We start from the raw sequence: 20,147 nt of genomic DNA on the forward strand, positions 1-20,147 counted from the left end.
AATAGTTCAAGATGAATAAGTTTATTTTAATCATATCTATTGCAACAATGAGCTTGTTACTTTCTTCATGTGGCGATCGTAAGAAGGTTGATCCACATAATCACGGCGAAGAAACTGCGCATGGAGAAGAAGGACACCATGATGAGCATGAAAACACCAATACGACTATGCTCACCGCCGAACAAATGAAATCCATAAAAATCGAATTGGGTAGTATTGAGAAAAAGCAACTCACTGCTTCAGTAAAAGCCAATGGCATATTAAAGGTGCCAAATCAAAACAAAGCTACAGCCACAGCCATGATGGGTGGTGTTATCAAATCTATTTTGATTCAGACAGGTAATCCTGTAAAAAAAGGACAAACTATCGCCAGGATCACAAATAACGCTTTTATTGCAATGCAGGAAGAATATATTTCTGTGTTGGCAAAAGCAGATTTAGCGCAACACGAATATAATCGTCAGAAAGAATTGCAGGAAGGAAACGCAGGAGCATTAAAAAACCTACAATCAAGTGAGGCCGAACTAAAAACATTAAGTGCACGTAAGGCAAGTTTGAAGAAGCAGCTTGAGTCAATCGGTATTAGCACCGCCGCACTCACTAGCGAAAACATACAGACAGTTGTAAGTATAACAAGTCCGATTAATGGTGCCATTAGCAATGTAATGGTAAACATCGGCAGTTTTGTTGAAGCAAATAACTCGATTGCCGAAATAGTGGACAATAGTCAATTGCATCTGGATTTATATGTTTATGAAAAGGATTTGGCAAAATTAAAAGTAGGGCAGACTATCCATTTTACTCTTACCAATAACCCGGGTAAGGAATATGACGCCGTGGTTTTTAGTATAAGCAATACGTTTGAACAAGCCAACAAAGCGATAGCAGTACACGCAAAAGTACAAGGCAACAAAAAAGGGCTCATTGATGGTATGTCCATTACTGCCTTGGTAAGTCTGGAAAATGCTAATGTAGACGCGGTCCCAACAACTGCCATTATCAATCATGAGGGGCAGGATTACATCTTCATTGTCTCAGATGCACATGCTGAAGAAGAACATCACGAACATAAAGAACCCGGAGAAACACATGAACATGACGAGCATGGACATCAGCATAGCGAAAAGGAAGAAAGAGATCATAAAGAAAAAGGTACACATAAGGAAAAAGGTGCACAAAGAGAGGAAGGAACGACGTTTGAAAAAATTCCCGTTCGTAAAGGCACCTCCGATGTGGGCTACAGCGAAATCACTTTGTTAAGAGAAATTCCGCCTAATTCAAAAATTGTCACCAATGGTGCTTTTTTTATTTTAGCAAAAATGACGAATAAAGGTGAAGGGCATGCTCATTAATTCAATTAAAAATTATTAATAACTAAATAGTTAAAAAATGAAAACAAAAGTATTTTTTATTATGATGTTATTCACTGCTATAGCATTTGGATTTACATCTTGCGGAAACGCCGAAACAAAAAAAGAAAACAAGCAATCTAAGCACGAACACAAAGAAGGTGAGGCACATCATCACGTTTATCAATGTGCCAATGATTGCGAGAAAGGAAAAACCTATGAGAAACCTGGTAAATGTCCTGTGTGCAATTCCGATTTGAAGGAGGTTCACGAACATAAAGAAGGAGATGGTCATAATCATAAGGAAGGAGATGGTCATAATCATTAAATGATCCTTTATATACCCCAATAGTTTAAATGTAAAACATTTTTTGCTCTTAATGATGCAAAAAAGATCAGAGGTTTCGACTCCTCTGTCGGGGCCTAATTGAATAAATGAAGAAAAAAACTTCAAGCCAATGAAACTTCCATTACACGACAATAAATTCATCTTCCTTTTGATTGCGATCGCCATCGTGATTGCATTGGAAGTGTTATCTCTTCTTGGCATTCACATACCAATGCCCTATGCTCCTTTCATTTTTGCCGCATTCATTATTGGCATTGGGCATCCTGTAATTTGGAGCGGATTAAAAGCACTCGTAAAACTCAATTTCAGCAGCATCAGTTTACTCATGCTCATTGCGGTTGTTGGTGCTTTTTATCTTGGAGAATACCCCGAAGCTGCTGTAGTCATAGTACTCTATGTTTTGGGTGAACGCCTTGAAAAAATCGGTATTGAAAACAGCAAGTCCGCTTTGGATGAACTCATTTCTAAATCGCCTAAAACTGCATTTGTAAAAGAAAGTCAAACAGAAATCCCAATTGATAAAGTTCAGATAAATACCATCATTCAGGTAAAACCACATGACATGATTCCTCTTGATGGAATTATTGAGTCAGGAGAATCAGCCATTGATGAGGCTACGATCACAGGAGAAGCAATTCCAAAAGATAAATACAAGGGCGACACTGTATTTGCCGGTACGCTCAACAAAAGTGGTTTTATAGAAATCAAAACCACTAAGCTTTCTGCTGATACGACTTTTTCTAAAATCATTCAGCTTACTTTTGAAGCGAGCGCTAACAAGAGTCCTACACAAAAATTCATTCAGCGTTTTGCAAAAATTTACACGCCATCTATTATAGTTATAGCAAGCTTACTTTTTATCATTCCAGTTTTTCTTTTGAATCAGGATTTAAACCATTGGCTGGAACAAGCAATTACATTGTTGGTCATCGCTTGCCCTTGTGCATTGGTGATATCGACACCAGTAGCAATCTATGCCGCGTTGGGTAACGCCTCATCAAAAGGCGCACTTGTGAAAGGAGGAAAATATCTTGAAGCATTGGCTCATATCAAGGCGATCTGCCTGGACAAAACAAGAACAATCACATATGGCAATCCGGTTGTTTCAGATGTCTTTCCCTTACAAGGAACCAGTCGGGAAGAACTTTTGGCCTGTAGTGCCGGTGCAGAAATTTTTAGCGAACATCCTTTGGCACAAGCTATTGTTGATGCAGCCCGGAAAGAAGGGTTTGAAATTCATAAAACTGAAAAATTTGAAAGTATCATTGGTAAAGGCGCCATGGCAAAATGTTTGGTATGTGAAGATGAAACCATATTTGTTGGTAAACTCAATTTTATTAGTGAACACCAACCAGTAAGCGATGAAGCCATAGAAATAGTCAAACAACTTTCTGAGCAAGGAAAAACAAGTGTCGTAGTTAGCTTCGGAAAAGGAGTAGCGGGTATTATTGGTTTAATGGATGAAATAAAACCAGATAGTATCGACGCACTCAAAAAAATAATCGAAATGAACATTGAGCCTATCATGCTAACAGGTGATTTAGAAGCCTCAGCAAAATATGTTGCACAGATTGTAAGTATTAAAAAGTTTTACGGCGGATTGTTACCGGAAGATAAGGTAACGCGCGTCAAAGAAATTACGTCTCAATATAAAAATGTAGCCATGGTAGGAGATGGTGTAAACGATGCACCGGCATTGGCACTCTCATCTGTGGGTATCGCAATGGGTGCTGCCGGAAGTGATACTGCTATTGAAACTGCAAACATCGCATTGATGAACGATAAGCTTTCACTCATCCCATTTCTCATTCGATTGAGCAAAGCAACAGTCAATACCATAAAATTTAATACGATTGCTGCCATACTTGTAAAAGTTGTTTTTATTATTCTGGCATTAGTTGGTTTCAGCAATTTGGTATTAGCAATTGCTGCGGATGTTGGAGTGACATTGATTGTAATTTTGATTAGTTTAAACCTGATGAAATTTGAATAATACATTGTCAATTTATAAATCACTGAATAATCCTTTGGTTGCTGTATACAATAGTCGCAATAAATTGAAGTGTGACAATGAACTCAGACTACAGTAATTCCGTTTTGGACAACTTGTTTTACCAACTTCACAAATTACTCATTTGGTAATGAATTAATTTTGAGTGAAGATTAACAAATTAATTAAATAATGAATACATATACAATCATTTTCACTGGACTATTTCTTTTCCAGTTTGCCATAGCTATTGCACATGATACAATACCTGATGCAACACTCAAAGAAGTAATAATAATTGATAAACTGCCAGTTCCTGAACGACTGAATGATATCGAAGAAACTGCACTTTTTTCTGGCAAAAAGAATGAAGTAATAAGGTTATCAAAAATTGATGCTAATCTGACTACAAATAATTCACGACAAATATTTTCAAGAGTGCCAGGTGTTAGTATTTGGGAAAATGATGGCTCTGGTATACAAATAGCTGTAGGTGTCAGAGGATTAAACCCCAATAGAAGTTGGGAATTTAATACAAGGCAAAATGGATACGATATCTCCAGCGATGTGTTTGGTTATCCCGAATCTTATTATAATCCACCAATGGAAGCAGTCGAGAAAATACAAATAGTAAGAGGTGGTGCTGCATTACAGTTTGGGCCTCAATTTGGCGGTCTTCTCAATTACATTTTAAAAAGGGAAAATGGTGATAAACCATTTACTTTTCAATCACAAAATACATTGGGTAGTAATGGTCTGATTAGTACTTATAATTCAATAAGCGGTAAGACGAAAAAAATTAGTTACAATGTTTTCAACCAAAGCAGGAAAGGAAATGGTTGGCGACAAAATGGAAGATATGAAGTATCCAACAGTTACGCGTTTTTAAAATACAAGTTCTCCGAGAATACAAGTATTTCTGCTGAATATACCAATATGGCATACGAAATTCAACAGTCAGGTGGACTTACGGATGTACAATTCAAACAAAATAGTCAACAATCAGTAAGACAAAGAAATTGGTTTAGTGCTCCCTGGAATTTATTTGCTTTAAATTTTGATACTAAAATAAGCAACAAACTAAGCCTAAACACTAAAGTATTTGCTTTAATAGCTGAACGAAATAGTATTGGTTTTTTAGCTACACCTAATATAAAAGACAGTATAAATATTGCCCTAAATGATTACAACAACAGGCAAGTTGATAGAGATGAGTATAAAAATATCGGTGCGGAATTGCGAATGTTATACCAATATAAATTAGGGAAATTAAATAATAATCTGGCTATAGGTGCTAGGTATTATATTGCAAATACAACCAGAAGACAAAAAGGAAAAGGAGATACAGGTTTTGATTATAATATCGATTTATTAACTGATAAATTCCCAACTGATTTGGAATTTACTACTGATAATATTGCATTATTTGCAGAAAATCAAATAAAAATAACAGATAAGTTTAGCATCACTCCCGGCTTTCGCATTGAAAATATTGTTTCTAAGATAAAGGGAAGATTAAACATAGAAATTGGAGCAGATGTAAATGTGATTCCACAAACCATATCGAGGCAAGTATTTCTTTCAGCTCTAGGTGCACAGTATAAACTAAATACTACGAATTTTTATGCTAATTTCTCACAAGCCTATCGTCCGGTTTTGTTCTCCGATATGGTTCCTCCTGCAACAACAGATGTGATAGATCAAAATCTTAAGGATGCCAACGGTTACAATATGGATTTTGGTTATAGAGGTTCTTTATTTTCTGATGTATTGGATTTTGATGTCAGTTATTTCTGGATTCAGTATAATGACAGAATTGGTATAATAAGAAGATATGCGGATAACGACCCAACAAAAGCAACTTATCAGTTTAGAACTAATTTAGGCAAATCATTTAATACTGGTTTCGAAGCTTATGTAAACTTAAATATTTCAAAAGTTCTGCACATTCAAAATTTAGTTGGTAACATTAACGTGTTTGCCTCCCTGGCATTTATTGATGCAAAATATTCAGATTTTAAAACCACAAAAATTACTGGAACTGCCCCGAACGTAATTATTATAGAAGAAAATTTAAAAAACAAATTGGTGGAATACGCTCCAAAAAACATACATAATATTGGACTAAGCTATAATAATGATGGATTTACCGCAACGATTCAAACAAGAATTTCTTCAAGTGTATTTACAGATGCTACCAATACCGAAACACCTAATGCCACAGGTACAAATGGAAAAGTTGAAGGGTACAACATCTACGATCTATCGGTTGAATACCGATTTCTTAAAAATTACAATGTAAGAGTGGGCTTAAACAACATGTTTGACGAAATATACGCAACGAGGAGAGCAGGTGGTAATCCTGGACCAGGCTTGATACCTGGAGAAGGTAGAGCTGCATATATAAGTGTTGGGATAAAACTATAAACTGAATTGCAGCATGCAATCATAAATAATTTAAAAATAAAACTAAAATGAAACAAATAATATATTTCGTAATATTAATTCTTTAGGCAATTGCAATTAGATGTATTAATGAGAATTCTCCAAATCGCTATTTTCTATAGTAATATGACAGCTCAAAACAATCTTGTTTGAGGATGAGAACTCAAACATTTTATTAGGGGTCGCTTTGCTAAGTCTTATGAAATAATTATCTTTACAATTGTATAAAAAAAATCAAGACCAATGAAATATATTTACTTGATTATCTGTATTTTATGTACGAATGGACTTTTTGCACAAAATCAAAGGTTCATTGTGACGCCTAATCCAAATAGCATTTCTTTCATTCCTGACATGACAAGTCACAAGGCACATGGCACTGTTAAAAATAATACGAACGGTACCATAAAAGTGTCCTGGATCCGCGAAATTATTCAATTACCGGTGGATTGGAATACGTATATATGCGATGCAAATTTGTGTTACAGTCCTCTAGTTGGTAAATGCCCGGACAACTATCCAAATGTAATTAAAGCAAATGATTCAACCCTTTTAGACGTGTATGTTACGGATGATGGCACTGATGGAGCAGCACATATTGTAATGTGGGTCTATGAAAAAGAAGATACATCCAAAAAGCTAAAAGTCGATTACTTGTTTAATAAAATCGTTTCCAATAACGAGGTTAAGAATATTGAAATCAAAGTGTATCCGAACCCTACTTACAATGAATTCTTTGTTGATTATAACCAGGGGCTTACCAGGATTGATTTGTATTCCATATTGGGCAAAAAAGTGACTTCGTTTGAAGCGATGCAAAGAAAAAGTTATAACACTAGCCATTTGATGGATGGACTTTACTTTATAAAACTAATAGGCCCGAATGAGCAAGTGCTTCAAACTATTCGACTACAAAAAGGATCATTAAGACCATAAAGTAATATTCTATTCTGTGAAGTAATTAAAAACTTGTCGAAAGAGAAAAATAGGCTCCATAGCTTTTTATATTTGAGTTCATAAATTTAGGAAAATGAAAAATCAATTACTTTCTGTGCTTTTTGTAGCGTTTACCGCCATGATTATGGCTCAGACCAATGCTACCAACTTTACCGCAAATGATTGTTCGGGCGTTTCGCATGAGCTTTTTAAAGACCTTGACTCTGGAAAAGTGATCGTCATGGTTTGGGTAATGCCCTGTGGTGCCTGCACAGGTCCTGCAATCACAGCTTACAATATCGTCAAAGACTTCCAGGTAAGCAATCCAAACAAAGTATACTATTATATGGTGGACGACTATGCAAATACCAATTGCCAATCATTGGGTAGCTGGTGTACTTCGAATGGAATTGAGCAAAATTCGTACTCCTTGAGATTTTCCAATTCAAAAATAAAAATGAGCGATTATGGTTCGGATGGAATGCCTAAAATTGTTGTAGTGGCTGGAAATGATCATAAAGTATATTACAATGTAAATAATACTGTAAATCCAACCAATCTCCAAAAAGCTATTAATACTGCATTAATACTCACAGGAACATCGGATCAGAACAATACCGAATCAACTTTAACAATTTCACCGAATCCCGTAAAAGAATCAACAGTAGTTAGCTTCAATCTTGAAAAAGCAGCCAATGTAAAAATGGATTTGTTAAATGTAGAAGGTAAATTGATACAAACTGTTTTTTCAGGAAAACTTGCAAGCGGAGAGAATTCATTGAACGTAAATATGGCAAACTATAATCAGGGTATTTATTTTGTTAAATTGTCCTATGAAAACAAAAGCAAATTAGCTAAATTCTCTGTAGCGCATTAATTCTTCTTTTAAGATTAAGATTTGGCAGTTTATTGAAAAGTATATTGGGTATGTTTTGTGGTTCATCCTTACGACCAAAAAAAATTATTGCTGACTTTACATGAAGTTTCAATTAATATTCTTACTGTGCTTACTTTCAGGTACAAAATCTTTGTTTGCGCAATGTTGCGCAGGCGGCAGTGGAAGCCCGATTGCAGGTGGTGCTTCCCAGGGTGTATTGTTGGAAAGACAAGTCGAGCTGAATACAAATTTTCAATTTATAAATACCAGCCAATTTTACAAAGGTGATGCAAGAGATGAGCAAAAGTATTTTGACAATTTTAGTAGCTCTTATCAATACTTCAGGTTAGCATATGGTGTTAGCTACAATTTTACCATGTCCTTAGAAAGCGGCTATTATTTTTCAAAAAAGGAAGTCGGTTTAAATAATAATCCTTCGACTACTTATTCATCTTCTGGAATTGGAGATCTGATTTTCTTTCCACGATACGATATCATCAATCGAACGGAAGAAAATCATCGTACCGAATTAACTTTAGGTTTAGCTTATAAAATTCCATTGGGAAGTTATAATGATTCAACGGGGAATATAGAACCATTTTCAGGTAAAACATTTTATGTAACAAACCCACAGGCAGTGCAGCTTTCATCGGGAGCCCAGGACATTATCTTCTATCTTTTTGGAGCAAGATCATATCCATTGCAAAACTTCCGCATTTTTGCAAATGCCCTGTACATTAAAAAAGGCTGGAATCCAATCGGAGAAAAACTAGGCGATTATGCAAGTTTTGGTTTGTTTGTAAGTAGAACCTATTTTGAAAATCTGGGAGTAACACTTCAAGTGAGAGGGGAATGGGTGGATAAAATGAAACTCAATGAAACGATTCTGCTTAATGCTTATCCAAATTATGATCCGGAAGCTACTGGCTATAAAAAGATTTTTATTGCACCACAACTTAGTCTGACACATGGAAAGTTTGTTGTGTACGCACTAACTGATATTCCCGTTTATCAATATGTAACCAAGTCACAGGTTGGTTCTGAATTTTCTGCAACTTTTGGTTTGTCGTACCGATTTTTTGCAACAAGCAAAACATTGGAATAAAATCCTTATTATTTGTTCTGTTTTTGACATTTGAATCCATGCGATTAACCGTATGGAGTTTAAGCTTCCTTTTTTAGCCAAATTACATACTATGATGCAGTGTGGTAAGGGCGCTAAATGGTCTACTAGGTTTTCCATCAATCATCAGTTTTAAATAAATTTTGTAGTTAGGAAGATTAATAAAATCTTCAACATCAAATTCAGGATACATTTCTTTCGCCATGTGCATTGCATCTTCCGTTCCGATTCTAAAGGAAATAACAGTTCCGGCATTACCAAGCACTGCGCTTTTAATATCATCATCTAATTGATTCATGTATTGATGTGCTAATGTCATACCGACTTTGAATTTGCGTAGTTCTGAAAACATATTGACTAAGGATAATGTAGTGAAGTTGTGAAACTCATCCATGTAAACCATGAATGGAATCCGGTTTTCTTCAGGAGTATCCACACGACTGAAAGCAGCCGAAGCAATTGAGGTGATAAAAAGAGCACCTAAAATATGGGATACATCAGCTCCGACATGTCCTTTAGAGAGATTAACTAGAACTATTTTCTTTTCATCCATTGCTTTGCGTAGCGAAACTTCTTCTGTGTTTTCAATCAAAACTCGTCTAATTGCCGGATGCACCAACATTCCACCTATCTTGTTCATTACCGGTAATAAATCATATTTCATATATTCTGGAAATTCACGTTTCCAGAATTTCTTGACGCTTTCGCTTTTGACATATCGAAGGGCTTCTTTTCTGAAGTCCTTGTTAAGTAAAATCTCAACAATGTCTGCAATCGTTGCTTGCGGTTGGTCGAGTAATGTTAGAATTGCATGACGAAGAATATGCTCCAATTTCACTCCCCAGGCACTATCCCACAGCTTGGAGAATACATCTAAGATGCCAGATGCAACCAAAGACCTTTTTTCAATACTTACTCGCTTAAATGGATTGTATCTCAAATTCAATTTAGGATCAGCAATATTGAAATAGATTAAATCTTTCTTACGCTCTTCTGGAATTGACTTCACAATTTTTTCAACAAGATCGCCGTGAGGATCTAGTAAACAGCATCCTCTTCCTGCTTGAATGTCTTGCATAATCATTGTTTCTAAACATGTAGATTTTCCGGTTCCGGTTTTACCGATTATGTACGTGTGCATTAACCTATCTGCTTGTTTAATACCAAAAAGTCGCTGGTCGCTTCGCCATCCGACTTTTGCAAAGTATGTAATGTTTTTGTTTAGGGTTTGATTTTCCATTTTACTATCATAGTTGTTTCGATCGAACTCATATAGACGGTATTAATTGCCACATCGGCACTTGCCAAAATGGCAATTAATACCGTCTATATTCCTCGAAAAAGAACCCTTAAAATAGTTTTATGGATAATGAGAATAAAGAATTAAAACCCATTCAATTCGTTCGCGACCTCAGTCAAGGGAAAACGGAAGAAGAATTGTTGGAAGCAGAACAAAATTTCAGAAACTACCTATTGGTAGTAAAGGCAATTTGTGATCGATTAGAACAAGAGGGCAAAGATCTAATTTGCATTGATGATTAGCAATAAATATGGTAAGGTGTTAAATCAATATGAAAAATGTATATGGATATATACGGGTATCAACCGTCAAACAAGGGACAGGGGTATCGCTTCAAGAACAAAAAGAAGCGATAATTCGCTATGCGGAAAAGCACCAATTGAATATTATTAAGTGGTTTGAGGAGCAAGAAACTGCTGCAAAGCAAGGACGCCCTCTGTTTACTCAAATGATGAAATTAATTAAATCTGGTAAATCTCATGGAGTTATAATTCACAAAATTGATCGAAGTGCTCGTAACCTAAAGGATTGGGCAATATTAGGTGATTTAATGGATCAGGGATTTGAGATTCATTTTGCGCACGAAAGTCTTGATATGGATACACGAGGTGGTCGTCTTGCTGCCGACATCCAAGCGGTCATTGCATCAGATTATATCAGAAATCTTCGTGATGAGGCTATTAAGGGCTTATATGGCCGTTTAAAACAAGGTATCTATCCATTCAATGCTCCTATAGGATACTTAGATGCCGGTCGAGGTCAATTAAAAAAAGTTGATAAAATGCAAGGCCCATTAGTTAGAAAGACATTTGAATTATACGCAACCGGAAATTATAGTCTCGAACAACTCACGGAAATAATGAAAAAACTTGGATTGAGAAATACACGGGGTAATTTTTTGTATTTGACCGGAATATCTAAGATTCTAAACAACCCATATTATACAGGAGTAATGAAAATAAAAAGTAAAACATTTCAGGGTAAACACGAGCCTTTAATTTCTTCTAAACTTTACTCTGAAGTACAAAGTGTGTTGAGAGGTAAAACCAACACGAGAAATATTAAACATCAGTTTTTGTTTCGTAAGTTAGTAAAATGTGTTGATTGTGGATATTCTCTAATTGGTGAAAAGCAAAAAGGGCATATTTATTATCGATGCCAAACTAAAGGCTGTCCAACTAAGACTATTCGTGAAGAGCGCATAGAAAAGTTTTTGATCAATTCACTTGAACAAGTAAAGCTTCAACCTTTGGAAGATAAAGTATTAAACGAACTTCTAGAACAATCGCAAAATAATTGGTCAACAACTCAAGCCAATATTGAAGATTCTTTAAAATTACAAGAAAATAAATTATCGCAAAAATTAGGACGACTTACCGATGCTTACCTTGATAATGTGTTAAATAAGGATCAGTTTGAAGAAAAAAAAGAGGAGCTACTAATTGAGCAACAAGAATTAATAAATAAAAGGAGTCATCTTTCAAATCAAAAAGAGGCTATTTTCAAAAAGGCTAAATATTTCCTCGAACTGATAAATAACGTTAAAAAATCGTATGTAAACAGTATTGTTGAAGAAAAAAGAATAATTATCAATTCTATCACCTCGAACTTTGGAATTGAAGGAAGAAAGCTAACAATTACAATGCAATCTCCGTTTACCGAGATAGCGAATCGGTGGAATTTTTCATCAGGTCGGCACGAACGGAACGACCCTCGAAAATGTACAGCAGAAATTGCCACTATGGCAAATTCTCTTGATGACCAATCCGATGTTCATGCCTGTATATCAAAATATGACGCAAATGACAACTTTTTGCAAGTGGTTGAAGACACACCACAGCTCCGAGAAAGCATGAAGAACTTATTGGATGAAATATTGAAGCATTTTGAATTATTACCTGAGAGTAATGATGAACAAGAACTATGATATTTCAACATACACAAATGCCAAATATTCTCTTTGATAAGCATCTACCCAATCTTACTGGAGCCGAAGTCAAAATTCTTCTCATTATCATCCGACAAACCATAGGATGGATTGATAAATCAACTGGTAACCGGAAAACCAGAGATAGAATAACGCAAAGTCAATTTAGGGATAAGACCGGACTGGCACCCAGGATCATATCTAAAACGCTCAAAATGCTCTCAGAAAAGGATTTAATTGCAATAACCGACCAGAACAACCAATCGCTTAAAAACTCACTCGATCGAAAGGGTAAGTCAATTTTGTATTATGCTCTAAATCCAGTGCACTTTTCGACATCAACCAGTGCACAAAGTGATACTGGGCCAGTGCACAAAAGTGCATATAACAAAAGAAACAAAGAAAATATAACAAAAGGAAACGATTTGCCAATTCGGCAAAATAATACCGGAACAGTTGATGAAATAATAGAAAAGTCGAAATATCAATCGCTTTTAAGATTCTAATGCCTAGAATAAATTTTTGGAAATTTAATTGTTGTACTCATTTTTCCTTTTAGTTTTTCATCTATTCCAACGGTATAGAAACCACTTATTTCTTGCGACCCATAAAGTTGATTAATCTGACTACCACCTATGATATTCTTTTCGCCAAGTAGTGTCCAAAATATTGCGTATTTTTCATTCTTCAGGAGAGCAATCAACTTATCCTTCCTCATTATTAAATATTTTGTTTTAGTATTGAAGGCATGAGCATCACATACTACAAGGTCACCTTCTCCATTATAAAAACGACCATCACAATACTTATTATGCAAATTCATTTTTTCAATAATCAATTTTGAAGGAAGATTAACCATTAGAGACTCATCTAAAGAACAATCACGCGTTGATCCCTCATAGCCATAGCACTCGTCGGTCATTAATAAAGGTGCAGGTAGTTTATGTTTTTTATCAATAATTTCTTCAATCCATGTATTTGGCCTGTTCTCTAAAAATGATTGGTAAGATGGGTATTCTCCCATAAATACTTGAATAAAATAATCGGATTCTGGCATCCAACCTCCCTGGAATTTTTGTTTATTTCCCCATTTATAAAATACATCTTTATACTCATCTTTTATCAAATAACTTTTGAACATATAATAAAGGGTTCTTTTTGGAAGATCATTTTTTTTGTATTCGAGAGGTATTTCTTCTTGCCATTGATAGAAGCCTTCTAAAATAATCCAGGTTTTCCCATCCGTATCCGTTAATTCAACCATTGAGTCAGGTTTCGGTAAATTTCTTCTACTCTTTATCCATGTTTCCATCGGACTATTAGGTTGCCAAGATTTGTATTTTGGTGTTTGTATTTTAAATTTTGGAATTTCTTCAGAAAAATTGATTGATTTATTTTTTAAAGTACATGATGGATCAATATCCCTTTTCAATATTTGCCACGCCCCCATATATTTTGTTGGATTTTCAGACGAGCTACTTTCTTTAAATTCAAAATTATCTGCCACCATACCCAGCATCTCAAATAATGCAATCCATTGATATTTCTTTCCAATGCGTTCAGGTTTATGAGCATCCCTCCCATAATTATAAGAACGATTAATAATTGAATCGAACATCCCATGTTGTTTTTGATTCCATCCCAGCTGAACAACACGATGTAATATCCAACGCTGAACTAAATTGACGTCAAAATTATCTAAGGGGTCATTAATTTCCCCAATACTATCTAGAAATGGCTCAAAATATTTTTCAAAAAACTTCTTGTTTTTGGTAGAAATAGATTGCTTGAAATCTTGGATTGTTTTTTGTCGTTTTGCGGTTTCTATATCAAATTGTAATTTTGAATCATCAATCATTGCCTTTATGCCTTGTGGTTTAGTATTAACAATAAACTTAACTTTGCTGAAATCAATTCCCAAATATGGATTAAGTTTATTTAATAACTTCAACTGCTTAGGTTCAAGTTCTTTCTTAAAGTTTTCATATAATTCTTTTTTAGACAGGATATTAGAATGTAAACGTCTTGCAGACCAATGATTAATTGTAGGCTCAATTACATATCTACCAAAATCACCGGCCATAATTGATGACCAAATGAGTTCATTCCCGTTTTCTCTAAAATTGTTATTTTTAGAAAGATACTTTCTCTTTAAAGTTTTCTCATTTGATATTACTTTTGGCCAACTACTGTTATAAGGGGGTTTTGTTTTCTGATATGTTATTGAGGGAATTAACTTCTTTCTAAAGGCGACTTCCATGACACCACTTGCGTATTCTCTTATCATAATATTAATTGGAGGGTTTGTAATTTCAAAAACATTTTCAATGAACCATTGTGCCAGTATTCTTAAATTTATTTTATCGCTACAGTCTCTCAAAGCACATCCATAAGCAACAGCAAACAAACGCTCTACTATATAAGGATCATTTACATCTTTAAACTGTTGTAGCACTTCAACAACTACGTTTAATTTTCCTGTTAAAAGTGATACAAGAGCTTTGGTCGTTCGATCTCTTATAAATCTATTTGAACTTGCCAAAAACCAAGCAAGTGCTATTGAATAAAGCTTACGAACATCATCTGTTATAAAGCTATGATCTTGATTCGACCATGCCCATTCTATTAAGCGATCAACTGATTCACGACTCCCATATTGGTAATGCAAAAATTGATTCCAATATGCATCGCGACTTGGTAAGGTAAGGCTTAAGTGATATTTGTGAATAAATAGAGCATTAAATGGATGATTCGGTACGCCCGCGATTGTTAGAGAAGCATTTAATAGTTTATTAAACCGATCGTCGTCGTTAATAATTCTCTTATTAATATATTCAAATGCTTTAATTGGCTGTCTGGCAAAGGAAGTGGGTCGTCGCCAAATAAGGCTTTCAATAAATGCGTCAACCATAATCCAAGTAGATATATGAGGTGCTACTTCAAAGAATTCAACTCCATCAAATTGTTCAGGATATTGGATGCATAACGCTTCAATTAAACCCAGATTCCATCTTTCTGATAAAAGTTTACCTATTTTTGATTTTTTTGAAAAAAAATTCTCTGGTTTTCTTTTTGAATCTCTTAGATTTTTAAAAATATATCTCCCTAGTAAATGATCACTAAACTTTTGAAATGGAAAGCGAAAATCAAAGCCAACGACTTCATTAGTTGCCTTTGAAAAAGCAGGTATTCTAACTAGTAATAAATTTTTATCTAGTGCCAAGATCAATTCAGCAACATTAATCTCAGGATGACTTGTATTAATTATATTACAAAGAAATTCTTCCGATATTGTGTTTTTATTTGCCTCAATCATCTTTTGGGCAACCTTTTCAATTACTATATCCCAAATTATATGATCTCCATTTACTGTTCTGCCTTTCGGTAATTTAAATTGATTTACTATTTGACTTGAACAGCTTTTAACAAAATTCTCAAAGATATATGTTGCTCCTTCATGTCCTCTAAATATCTGTTTTTCTTTACCTGTTTTAATATTTTTTTTTGAACGTTTTTCAAAAGCTTTACAAAACAAGAGTAAAAACAAAGGATTTTGAAACTCAGGTGTTAAAATCGGAATTTCTGGGAGCGGTATTGAATATTCATGAAAATATTTGCTAACCGCTTCCCATTCATTAAACTTGAAACCAATATGTTCTTCGATCACAAAATTTCGAAGAGTATTATTTGTTTGAAATATTTGCTCAAACCCTGATCTAATGCTTACTATTAAGCCAATGTTCGGATATTTACTAATCTCAAGACGCAGAAGGTTCAAGCGACTCTCCCAAAAATTATCCGGATTCGACTCATTAAGAGCATCTATAATAATGAGTGATCGTGTTTTTAATCTTTTACCCATTCTATCAAACAATTCTAGAATCCTCTTATTTGTATATTCTTGAGGTAGCCGGAGTTGTGATCTAAATTGGCTCCATAAATCTCCTTCCGAAATGAATTCACTAAAAAACAAAACAGCAGGCAGTTCTTTGGTAATACGACTTTCTAATAAATCACATAATAGATGAGTTTTACCACTTCCTGCGGCTCCTTTTAGAAATAAAAATGGCTTATTTGATAATAACGCAGATGTGTTAGTTGAATATTCGATAAAATGACGAAGTTCACGCTGTGCATCGTAAACTCTACTTATATTTAAGGATAATCTTTCGGCTTTTGATCTTATTCCTTCAAATTTTCCTGGTATCATTTTACCATCAAATTTGTCTCTTTCATTACGAAGTTCGTCAATAAATTTCAGACCAAGTTTATCGGCTTTGATTGCAAAGTGATTTATTCGTTTCCAATTTGTAGGTTTGACATCATACTCCTTTATTATTTTAAGAATATTAAGCATCTCAATAATATTGTTTTTAAAAGCATTATTAGTTTTCTGGAGTTTGGGGTTTCCATAGTTTTTTGAAATGGACGAATAATTACTTTCGAGTATGCCATAATGTAATCTGATAGAAGTATAATATTCTTTTGTTCTACTTATACCATCAAATATTGATGATATAGGTAAGTTAACATTTAACGTTGGGGTGTAACGTTTTCCGGCCAATACTTTGACATTAATTAAATGCGCTCTAAGCCACTCCTCGCTTAAAAATTGTTTCGGCATTGTGTTAATTGAAATATTCAAAGTTAACAAGAATATTTGCTTTAATATTTTAAAATCTTTTGATTTATACCGTCTTACATTAGAATTATCTAAAGTATTCTATGTTGAAAGGTTAATTTAAAATGATCATTGCATTTTCCCATTGTTGCATATATAATATATACATGGACAAAAAGGCTCAATTCTTAAAGACATACGCGAATCTACCACAAGCATCAAGAGAAGAAGTGGTGGCAGTTATTGGTGGAGAACCTTATACTTGGCAATCTGCGAAGTTAGAAGTTGAACATGATACACCAATCGGAGAAAATATTTTAGAATTGTTAGTAAATTTAAAGATACTTGTATGAACCACAAAATAGAAAATTCCATAGAAGATATTATTTCGAATTCAGAGCTTAACGAACAACTAAAAAGCTTGGTACTTGAACGTGTTGGCACAATGCCGGACACTTTAAGAATGTCAGTTGACTCGGATGAACTTACAAAAAACGATGTCCTACAGCATGTAAGCCAGGGTGATGATATCGGCAATCAAGTAATGGAAATGGAGCTTGGATTTCTGCGTGATTTAGCAAGTGGAGCTATCTATGCCTATGAGTAAATCCCTTCTCGTTACTCGTCCTGACTATGATTTGATAACCAGATACTTTTATGCGTGGAGTCAAGAAATTATTGACTTCGCTAAAAACAAAAATATTCAGGTGTATGATTTAAAGAGTAAGAAATCGAACAAAAAAGAATTTGTAAGCTATACAAAGACTCGCTCTCCGTCTGTTGTTTTCCTAAATGGACATGGGAATGCAGACATTTTAATCGGATACAACAATGAGCCAATAGTTGATACAGAAACTGTTTTAAAGAATTCGATAGTGTATGCACGTAGCTGTGAAGTGGGACAAAATCTTGGCTCCAAACTCATTACTAATGGTGCAAAATCATTTATTGGCTACAAAAGAAAATTCTTTGTTGGATATACACCAGAAAAAATTACCAAACCACTTGATGATAGTATTGCAGGTCTTTTTCTTAAACCATCAAATTTAGTTGTTTCAACACTTTTGAAAAGTAACACTGCTGAAGAAGCACACAAACGATCACAGAAACAGATGTATAGGAATTTCAGAAAAATGGTTTCGAGTACTGCTTCTTTTGAAGAACGATACTCTGCTCGATGGTTGTGGAGTAATTTAAATAACCAAGTACTATTTGGTGATCGTGTGGGAAAAATATAGCGGCACGTAAAACCAAGCAAGCCGGTATTCATAGTAGGAGAGTGCTGAAAAAGCTTCTAAAATGAAGAGTTATGATATAATTTGCCTCATTATTTCTTTTATTTCAATACTTCTAGGGTCGGAGGTACTTGCAAGGAAAGTACTTAAATCATCATTACAGAATTTAATGATCTCCGTTAGTCCTTTATGGGAAACTCCAATATAGTGCTCTAGGGGGCCACTTTTTTAGAATATATGTTTTATTGGGATACTCTGAATCAATTTTGATTTCCCAATCAGAATTTCTTATTTTGAATGCACTAACCTCAGCACTTGTTTTTATTGACTTACCTTTCTCAGTGGAATAAAACATTTGAACTACATAGTCAAAATCTGCAATGCGATAGACAACAAGGCCAAAAATCTCAAAAAAGATGACTCCATTCATCATAATTTCCCTTTCCACCAATATCAAGAACAGCAATTTGTTGGTCTAGAGCTGGATATTTATCTTGTATTATAGCTTTATAAAAATATCTATCCGAATATACTTCAACCAAAAGTACTTTTTTAGCAAAGAAAGCATAAGTTGCACGTGTATTATCAAGTATTTTTATTAATATTCTTTGTTCAGTGGATATTGTAGGGGCTTTTATTTCTGTATTTCCTGTATTGTTCAATGAGAAACGTTTTACATGATTTATAGTAGTAGAATTAATCAAAGCTTCTGAATGAGTGACTAAAATATATTGACAACCTTGTTCCTTGTTCAATTCTCTGATGACTTGTAGATACTCATTTGGAAATTGATAATGAAGATGTATCTCAGGTTCGTCGATTATAACTACACCTCCTTTTAAATCGCCCCGACCATATGCTTCAAAAACAAGATGAATGATGGCTTTTTGTCCCGCACTTAGGCTGTTTATATCAGATAAAACTTTTCCTCTTCTGGTGTCCAAAAACTCAAATGCATACTGCCAAATCCTCAACTCGATTAATCTTATCTTGCATTCGAGGTTAATAATCTTTAATCTTTTATTAATAGATAAAATGAAATCAAGATTGTTGGCTTGTTCTTCACATTCAGCTTCTGTAAACTTTTCCGATATAAGATTGAAATGCTTTTCGGCTATTCGTAGTCTTACTAAACCAAATATACTTGGCTCAGATTGATCACTAGAATTTAAACTTTTTGAATAGTCTTTAGTTTTAATTTGCTGAATTTGATGAGTTGGATGCGCGTCTCTTAATGAAATTGATTTTTCAAAAGCATGATAATTTCTATAGCTGCTTATTAGAGTATAACCTTCGTATAACGAAGTCAGGGTATCTTCTGGGTTCTCTAAGTTATAAAAAGAGATAAGCTCCTTATAAAAGTTATAATCAGTGAGGTACTCGTATCCAAAATCTTGAGAGCCGCTAACGACTGTAACTGAAAATCCATTTGTTGTTTTGTCTAAAGTAATATCAAAAGTGTAATCCGTACCAGGAGTAGTTGGAGAAATAGTTCCTCTACCTGTATATAAACTTGATATTGAATTAAGCTTAGTTGAATTGCTTTGAATGTGTTGAATGTTTTGTAAGTCTATAGCGTCAAGACTTATTTCTAATCTAATTACTTGAGCTGCGCTGGGTGTATCCCAGTTAGGTTCTAATCTGAATTCCGAATATGTTTGAGCATTTTTCGGTGCTATCGTTTGTTTCTTTTCATCAATAGAAATCGCAAACCTACGAGAGTATAAATCCTGATTAACATCAAATTGCTTATACAGAACTCTCTTAAAAATAAAGTTGATTACTTCAAGTGCTGTAGATTTTCCAGATCCATTTTCTCCGATAATAATATTCAATTCTTCCTCAAAATTTATAGTCTCAGCATCCGCCACATCAGTGTGGTATTTGAAGCTTAATATGTTGGAAATTCGGAGGGATCTTAACTTCATAAAGCTATCTTAGCATTCTTAGGGATTTTTACAATCTTGCAAATTATGCAAATTTACGAAAAATTTT

At 34.4% G+C, this 20,147-nt stretch carries 16 protein-coding genes; 13 read left to right on the forward strand and 3 right to left on the reverse strand.

Going from position 1 to position 20,147, the window contains the following annotated elements; genetic code table 11:
• The first annotated feature begins 11 nt into the window (after window positions 1–11).
• From IPK91_15985 to IPK91_16015, 7 genes are all read left to right on the forward strand, one after another.
• Window positions 12–1,352, forward strand: a complete 1,341-nt coding sequence (locus tag IPK91_15985; protein MBK8298741.1) for an efflux RND transporter periplasmic adaptor subunit — start codon at window positions 12–14, stop codon at window positions 1,350–1,352.
• Window positions 1,353–1,389: 37 nt separating this feature from the next.
• Window positions 1,390–1,677, forward strand: coding sequence for a hypothetical protein (locus tag IPK91_15990; protein ID MBK8298742.1), 288 nt, complete (start codon window positions 1,390–1,392; stop codon window positions 1,675–1,677).
• A 130-nt stretch (window positions 1,678–1,807) separates the two neighbouring features.
• On the forward strand, window positions 1,808–3,691 hold the full coding sequence (locus IPK91_15995; protein MBK8298743.1) for a cation-translocating P-type ATPase: 1,884 nt from the start codon (window positions 1,808–1,810) through the stop codon (window positions 3,689–3,691).
• Between the two features lie 189 nt (window positions 3,692–3,880).
• A complete protein-coding gene (locus tag IPK91_16000; GenBank protein ID MBK8298744.1) occupies window positions 3,881–6,115 on the forward strand; it encodes a TonB-dependent receptor in 2,235 nt (744 codons plus the stop codon).
• Between the two features lie 261 nt (window positions 6,116–6,376).
• On the forward strand, window positions 6,377–7,069 hold the full coding sequence (locus tag IPK91_16005; protein MBK8298745.1) for a T9SS type A sorting domain-containing protein: 693 nt from the start codon (window positions 6,377–6,379) through the stop codon (window positions 7,067–7,069).
• A 94-nt stretch (window positions 7,070–7,163) separates the two neighbouring features.
• On the forward strand, window positions 7,164–7,946 hold the full coding sequence (locus tag IPK91_16010; protein ID MBK8298746.1) for a T9SS type A sorting domain-containing protein: 783 nt from the start codon (window positions 7,164–7,166) through the stop codon (window positions 7,944–7,946).
• A gap of 100 nt (window positions 7,947–8,046) precedes the next feature.
• Entirely contained in the window at window positions 8,047–9,051 is a 1,005-nt protein-coding gene (locus IPK91_16015) for a hypothetical protein (GenBank protein ID MBK8298747.1), read from the forward strand.
• A gap of 82 nt (window positions 9,052–9,133) precedes the next feature.
• On the opposite strand, the gene IPK91_16020 is transcribed toward IPK91_16015, so the two are convergent.
• The gene (locus tag IPK91_16020) at window positions 9,134–10,309 is read right to left on the reverse strand and encodes a type IV secretion system DNA-binding domain-containing protein (protein ID MBK8298748.1); all 1,176 of its coding nucleotides are present in this window, start codon (window positions 10,307–10,309) and stop codon (window positions 9,134–9,136) included.
• Between the two features lie 122 nt (window positions 10,310–10,431).
• On the opposite strand from IPK91_16020, the gene IPK91_16025 reads away from it, so the two are divergent.
• Genes IPK91_16025 through IPK91_16035 form a run of 3 tightly spaced genes read left to right on the forward strand, consistent with a single transcriptional unit; the run spans window position 10,432 to window position 12,802 of the window.
• On the forward strand, window positions 10,432–10,611 hold the full coding sequence (locus IPK91_16025) for a hypothetical protein (protein ID MBK8298749.1): 180 nt from the start codon (window positions 10,432–10,434) through the stop codon (window positions 10,609–10,611).
• 29 nt (window positions 10,612–10,640) lie between these two features.
• Window positions 10,641–12,296, forward strand: a complete 1,656-nt coding sequence (locus IPK91_16030; GenBank protein MBK8298750.1) for a recombinase family protein — start codon at window positions 10,641–10,643, stop codon at window positions 12,294–12,296.
• A 17-nt stretch (window positions 12,297–12,313) separates the two neighbouring features.
• Complete coding sequence (locus IPK91_16035) at window positions 12,314–12,802, forward strand: hypothetical protein (protein ID MBK8298751.1); 489 nt, start codon at window positions 12,314–12,316, stop codon at window positions 12,800–12,802.
• On the opposite strand, the gene IPK91_16040 is transcribed toward IPK91_16035, so the two are convergent.
• Window positions 12,799–16,920: an ATP-binding protein gene (locus tag IPK91_16040; GenBank protein MBK8298752.1), complete on the reverse strand. Its 4,122-nt coding sequence runs from the start codon at window positions 16,918–16,920 to the stop codon at window positions 12,799–12,801. The genes IPK91_16035 and IPK91_16040 overlap by 4 nt on opposite strands.
• A 164-nt stretch (window positions 16,921–17,084) precedes the next feature.
• On the opposite strand from IPK91_16040, the gene IPK91_16045 reads away from it, so the two are divergent.
• Genes IPK91_16045 through IPK91_16055 form a run of 3 tightly spaced genes read left to right on the forward strand, consistent with a single transcriptional unit; the run spans window position 17,085 to window position 18,155 of the window.
• Entirely contained in the window at window positions 17,085–17,270 is a 186-nt protein-coding gene (locus IPK91_16045; GenBank protein MBK8298753.1) for a hypothetical protein, read from the forward strand.
• Window positions 17,267–17,524 (forward strand): hypothetical protein, encoded by a 258-nt coding sequence (locus IPK91_16050; GenBank protein MBK8298754.1) that lies wholly within the window; start codon window positions 17,267–17,269, stop codon window positions 17,522–17,524. The genes IPK91_16045 and IPK91_16050 overlap by 4 nt, the downstream gene beginning before the upstream one ends.
• Window positions 17,517–18,155: a hypothetical protein gene (locus tag IPK91_16055; GenBank protein ID MBK8298755.1), complete on the forward strand. Its 639-nt coding sequence runs from the start codon at window positions 17,517–17,519 to the stop codon at window positions 18,153–18,155. Before IPK91_16050 ends, IPK91_16055 begins: the two co-directional genes overlap by 8 nt.
• A gap of 404 nt (window positions 18,156–18,559) precedes the next feature.
• Here the strand turns inward: IPK91_16055 and IPK91_16060 are convergent, their stop codons facing one another.
• A complete protein-coding gene (locus tag IPK91_16060) occupies window positions 18,560–20,080 on the reverse strand; it encodes an AAA family ATPase (protein MBK8298756.1) in 1,521 nt (506 codons plus the stop codon).
• Between the last annotated feature and the right edge of the window lie 67 nt (window positions 20,081–20,147).

The organism is Saprospiraceae bacterium (assembly GCA_016712145.1).
Taxonomy (GTDB): domain Bacteria; phylum Bacteroidota; class Bacteroidia; order Chitinophagales; family Saprospiraceae; genus Vicinibacter.

Bases quoted from the DNA above. Each gene is read 5' to 3' on its own strand.
- IPK91_16005 (MBK8298745.1), top strand. From the start codon at position 6,377: ATGAAATATATTTACTTGATTATCTGTATTTTATGTACGAATGGACTT.
- IPK91_16050 (MBK8298754.1), top strand. From the start codon at position 17,267: ATGAACCACAAAATAGAAAATTCCATAGAAGATATTATTTCGAATTCA.
- IPK91_16055 (MBK8298755.1), top strand. From the start codon at position 17,517: ATGAGTAAATCCCTTCTCGTTACTCGTCCTGACTATGATTTGATAACC.
- IPK91_16015 (MBK8298747.1), top strand. From the start codon at position 8,047: ATGAAGTTTCAATTAATATTCTTACTGTGCTTACTTTCAGGTACAAAA.
- IPK91_16030 (MBK8298750.1), top strand. From the start codon at position 10,641: ATGAAAAATGTATATGGATATATACGGGTATCAACCGTCAAACAAGGG.
- IPK91_16025 (MBK8298749.1), top strand. From the start codon at position 10,432: ATGGATAATGAGAATAAAGAATTAAAACCCATTCAATTCGTTCGCGAC.
- IPK91_16045 (MBK8298753.1), top strand. From the start codon at position 17,085: ATGGACAAAAAGGCTCAATTCTTAAAGACATACGCGAATCTACCACAA.
- IPK91_16060 (MBK8298756.1), bottom strand. From the start codon at position 20,080: ATGAAGTTAAGATCCCTCCGAATTTCCAACATATTAAGCTTCAAATAC.
- IPK91_15990 (MBK8298742.1), top strand. From the start codon at position 1,390: ATGAAAACAAAAGTATTTTTTATTATGATGTTATTCACTGCTATAGCA.
- IPK91_16020 (MBK8298748.1), bottom strand. From the start codon at position 10,309: ATGGAAAATCAAACCCTAAACAAAAACATTACATACTTTGCAAAAGTC.
- IPK91_15995 (MBK8298743.1), top strand. From the start codon at position 1,808: ATGAAACTTCCATTACACGACAATAAATTCATCTTCCTTTTGATTGCG.
- IPK91_16040 (MBK8298752.1), bottom strand. From the start codon at position 16,920: ATGCCGAAACAATTTTTAAGCGAGGAGTGGCTTAGAGCGCATTTAATT.
- IPK91_15985 (MBK8298741.1), top strand. From the start codon at position 12: ATGAATAAGTTTATTTTAATCATATCTATTGCAACAATGAGCTTGTTA.
- IPK91_16010 (MBK8298746.1), top strand. From the start codon at position 7,164: ATGAAAAATCAATTACTTTCTGTGCTTTTTGTAGCGTTTACCGCCATG.
- IPK91_16035 (MBK8298751.1), top strand. From the start codon at position 12,314: ATGCCAAATATTCTCTTTGATAAGCATCTACCCAATCTTACTGGAGCC.
- IPK91_16000 (MBK8298744.1), top strand. From the start codon at position 3,881: ATGAATACATATACAATCATTTTCACTGGACTATTTCTTTTCCAGTTT.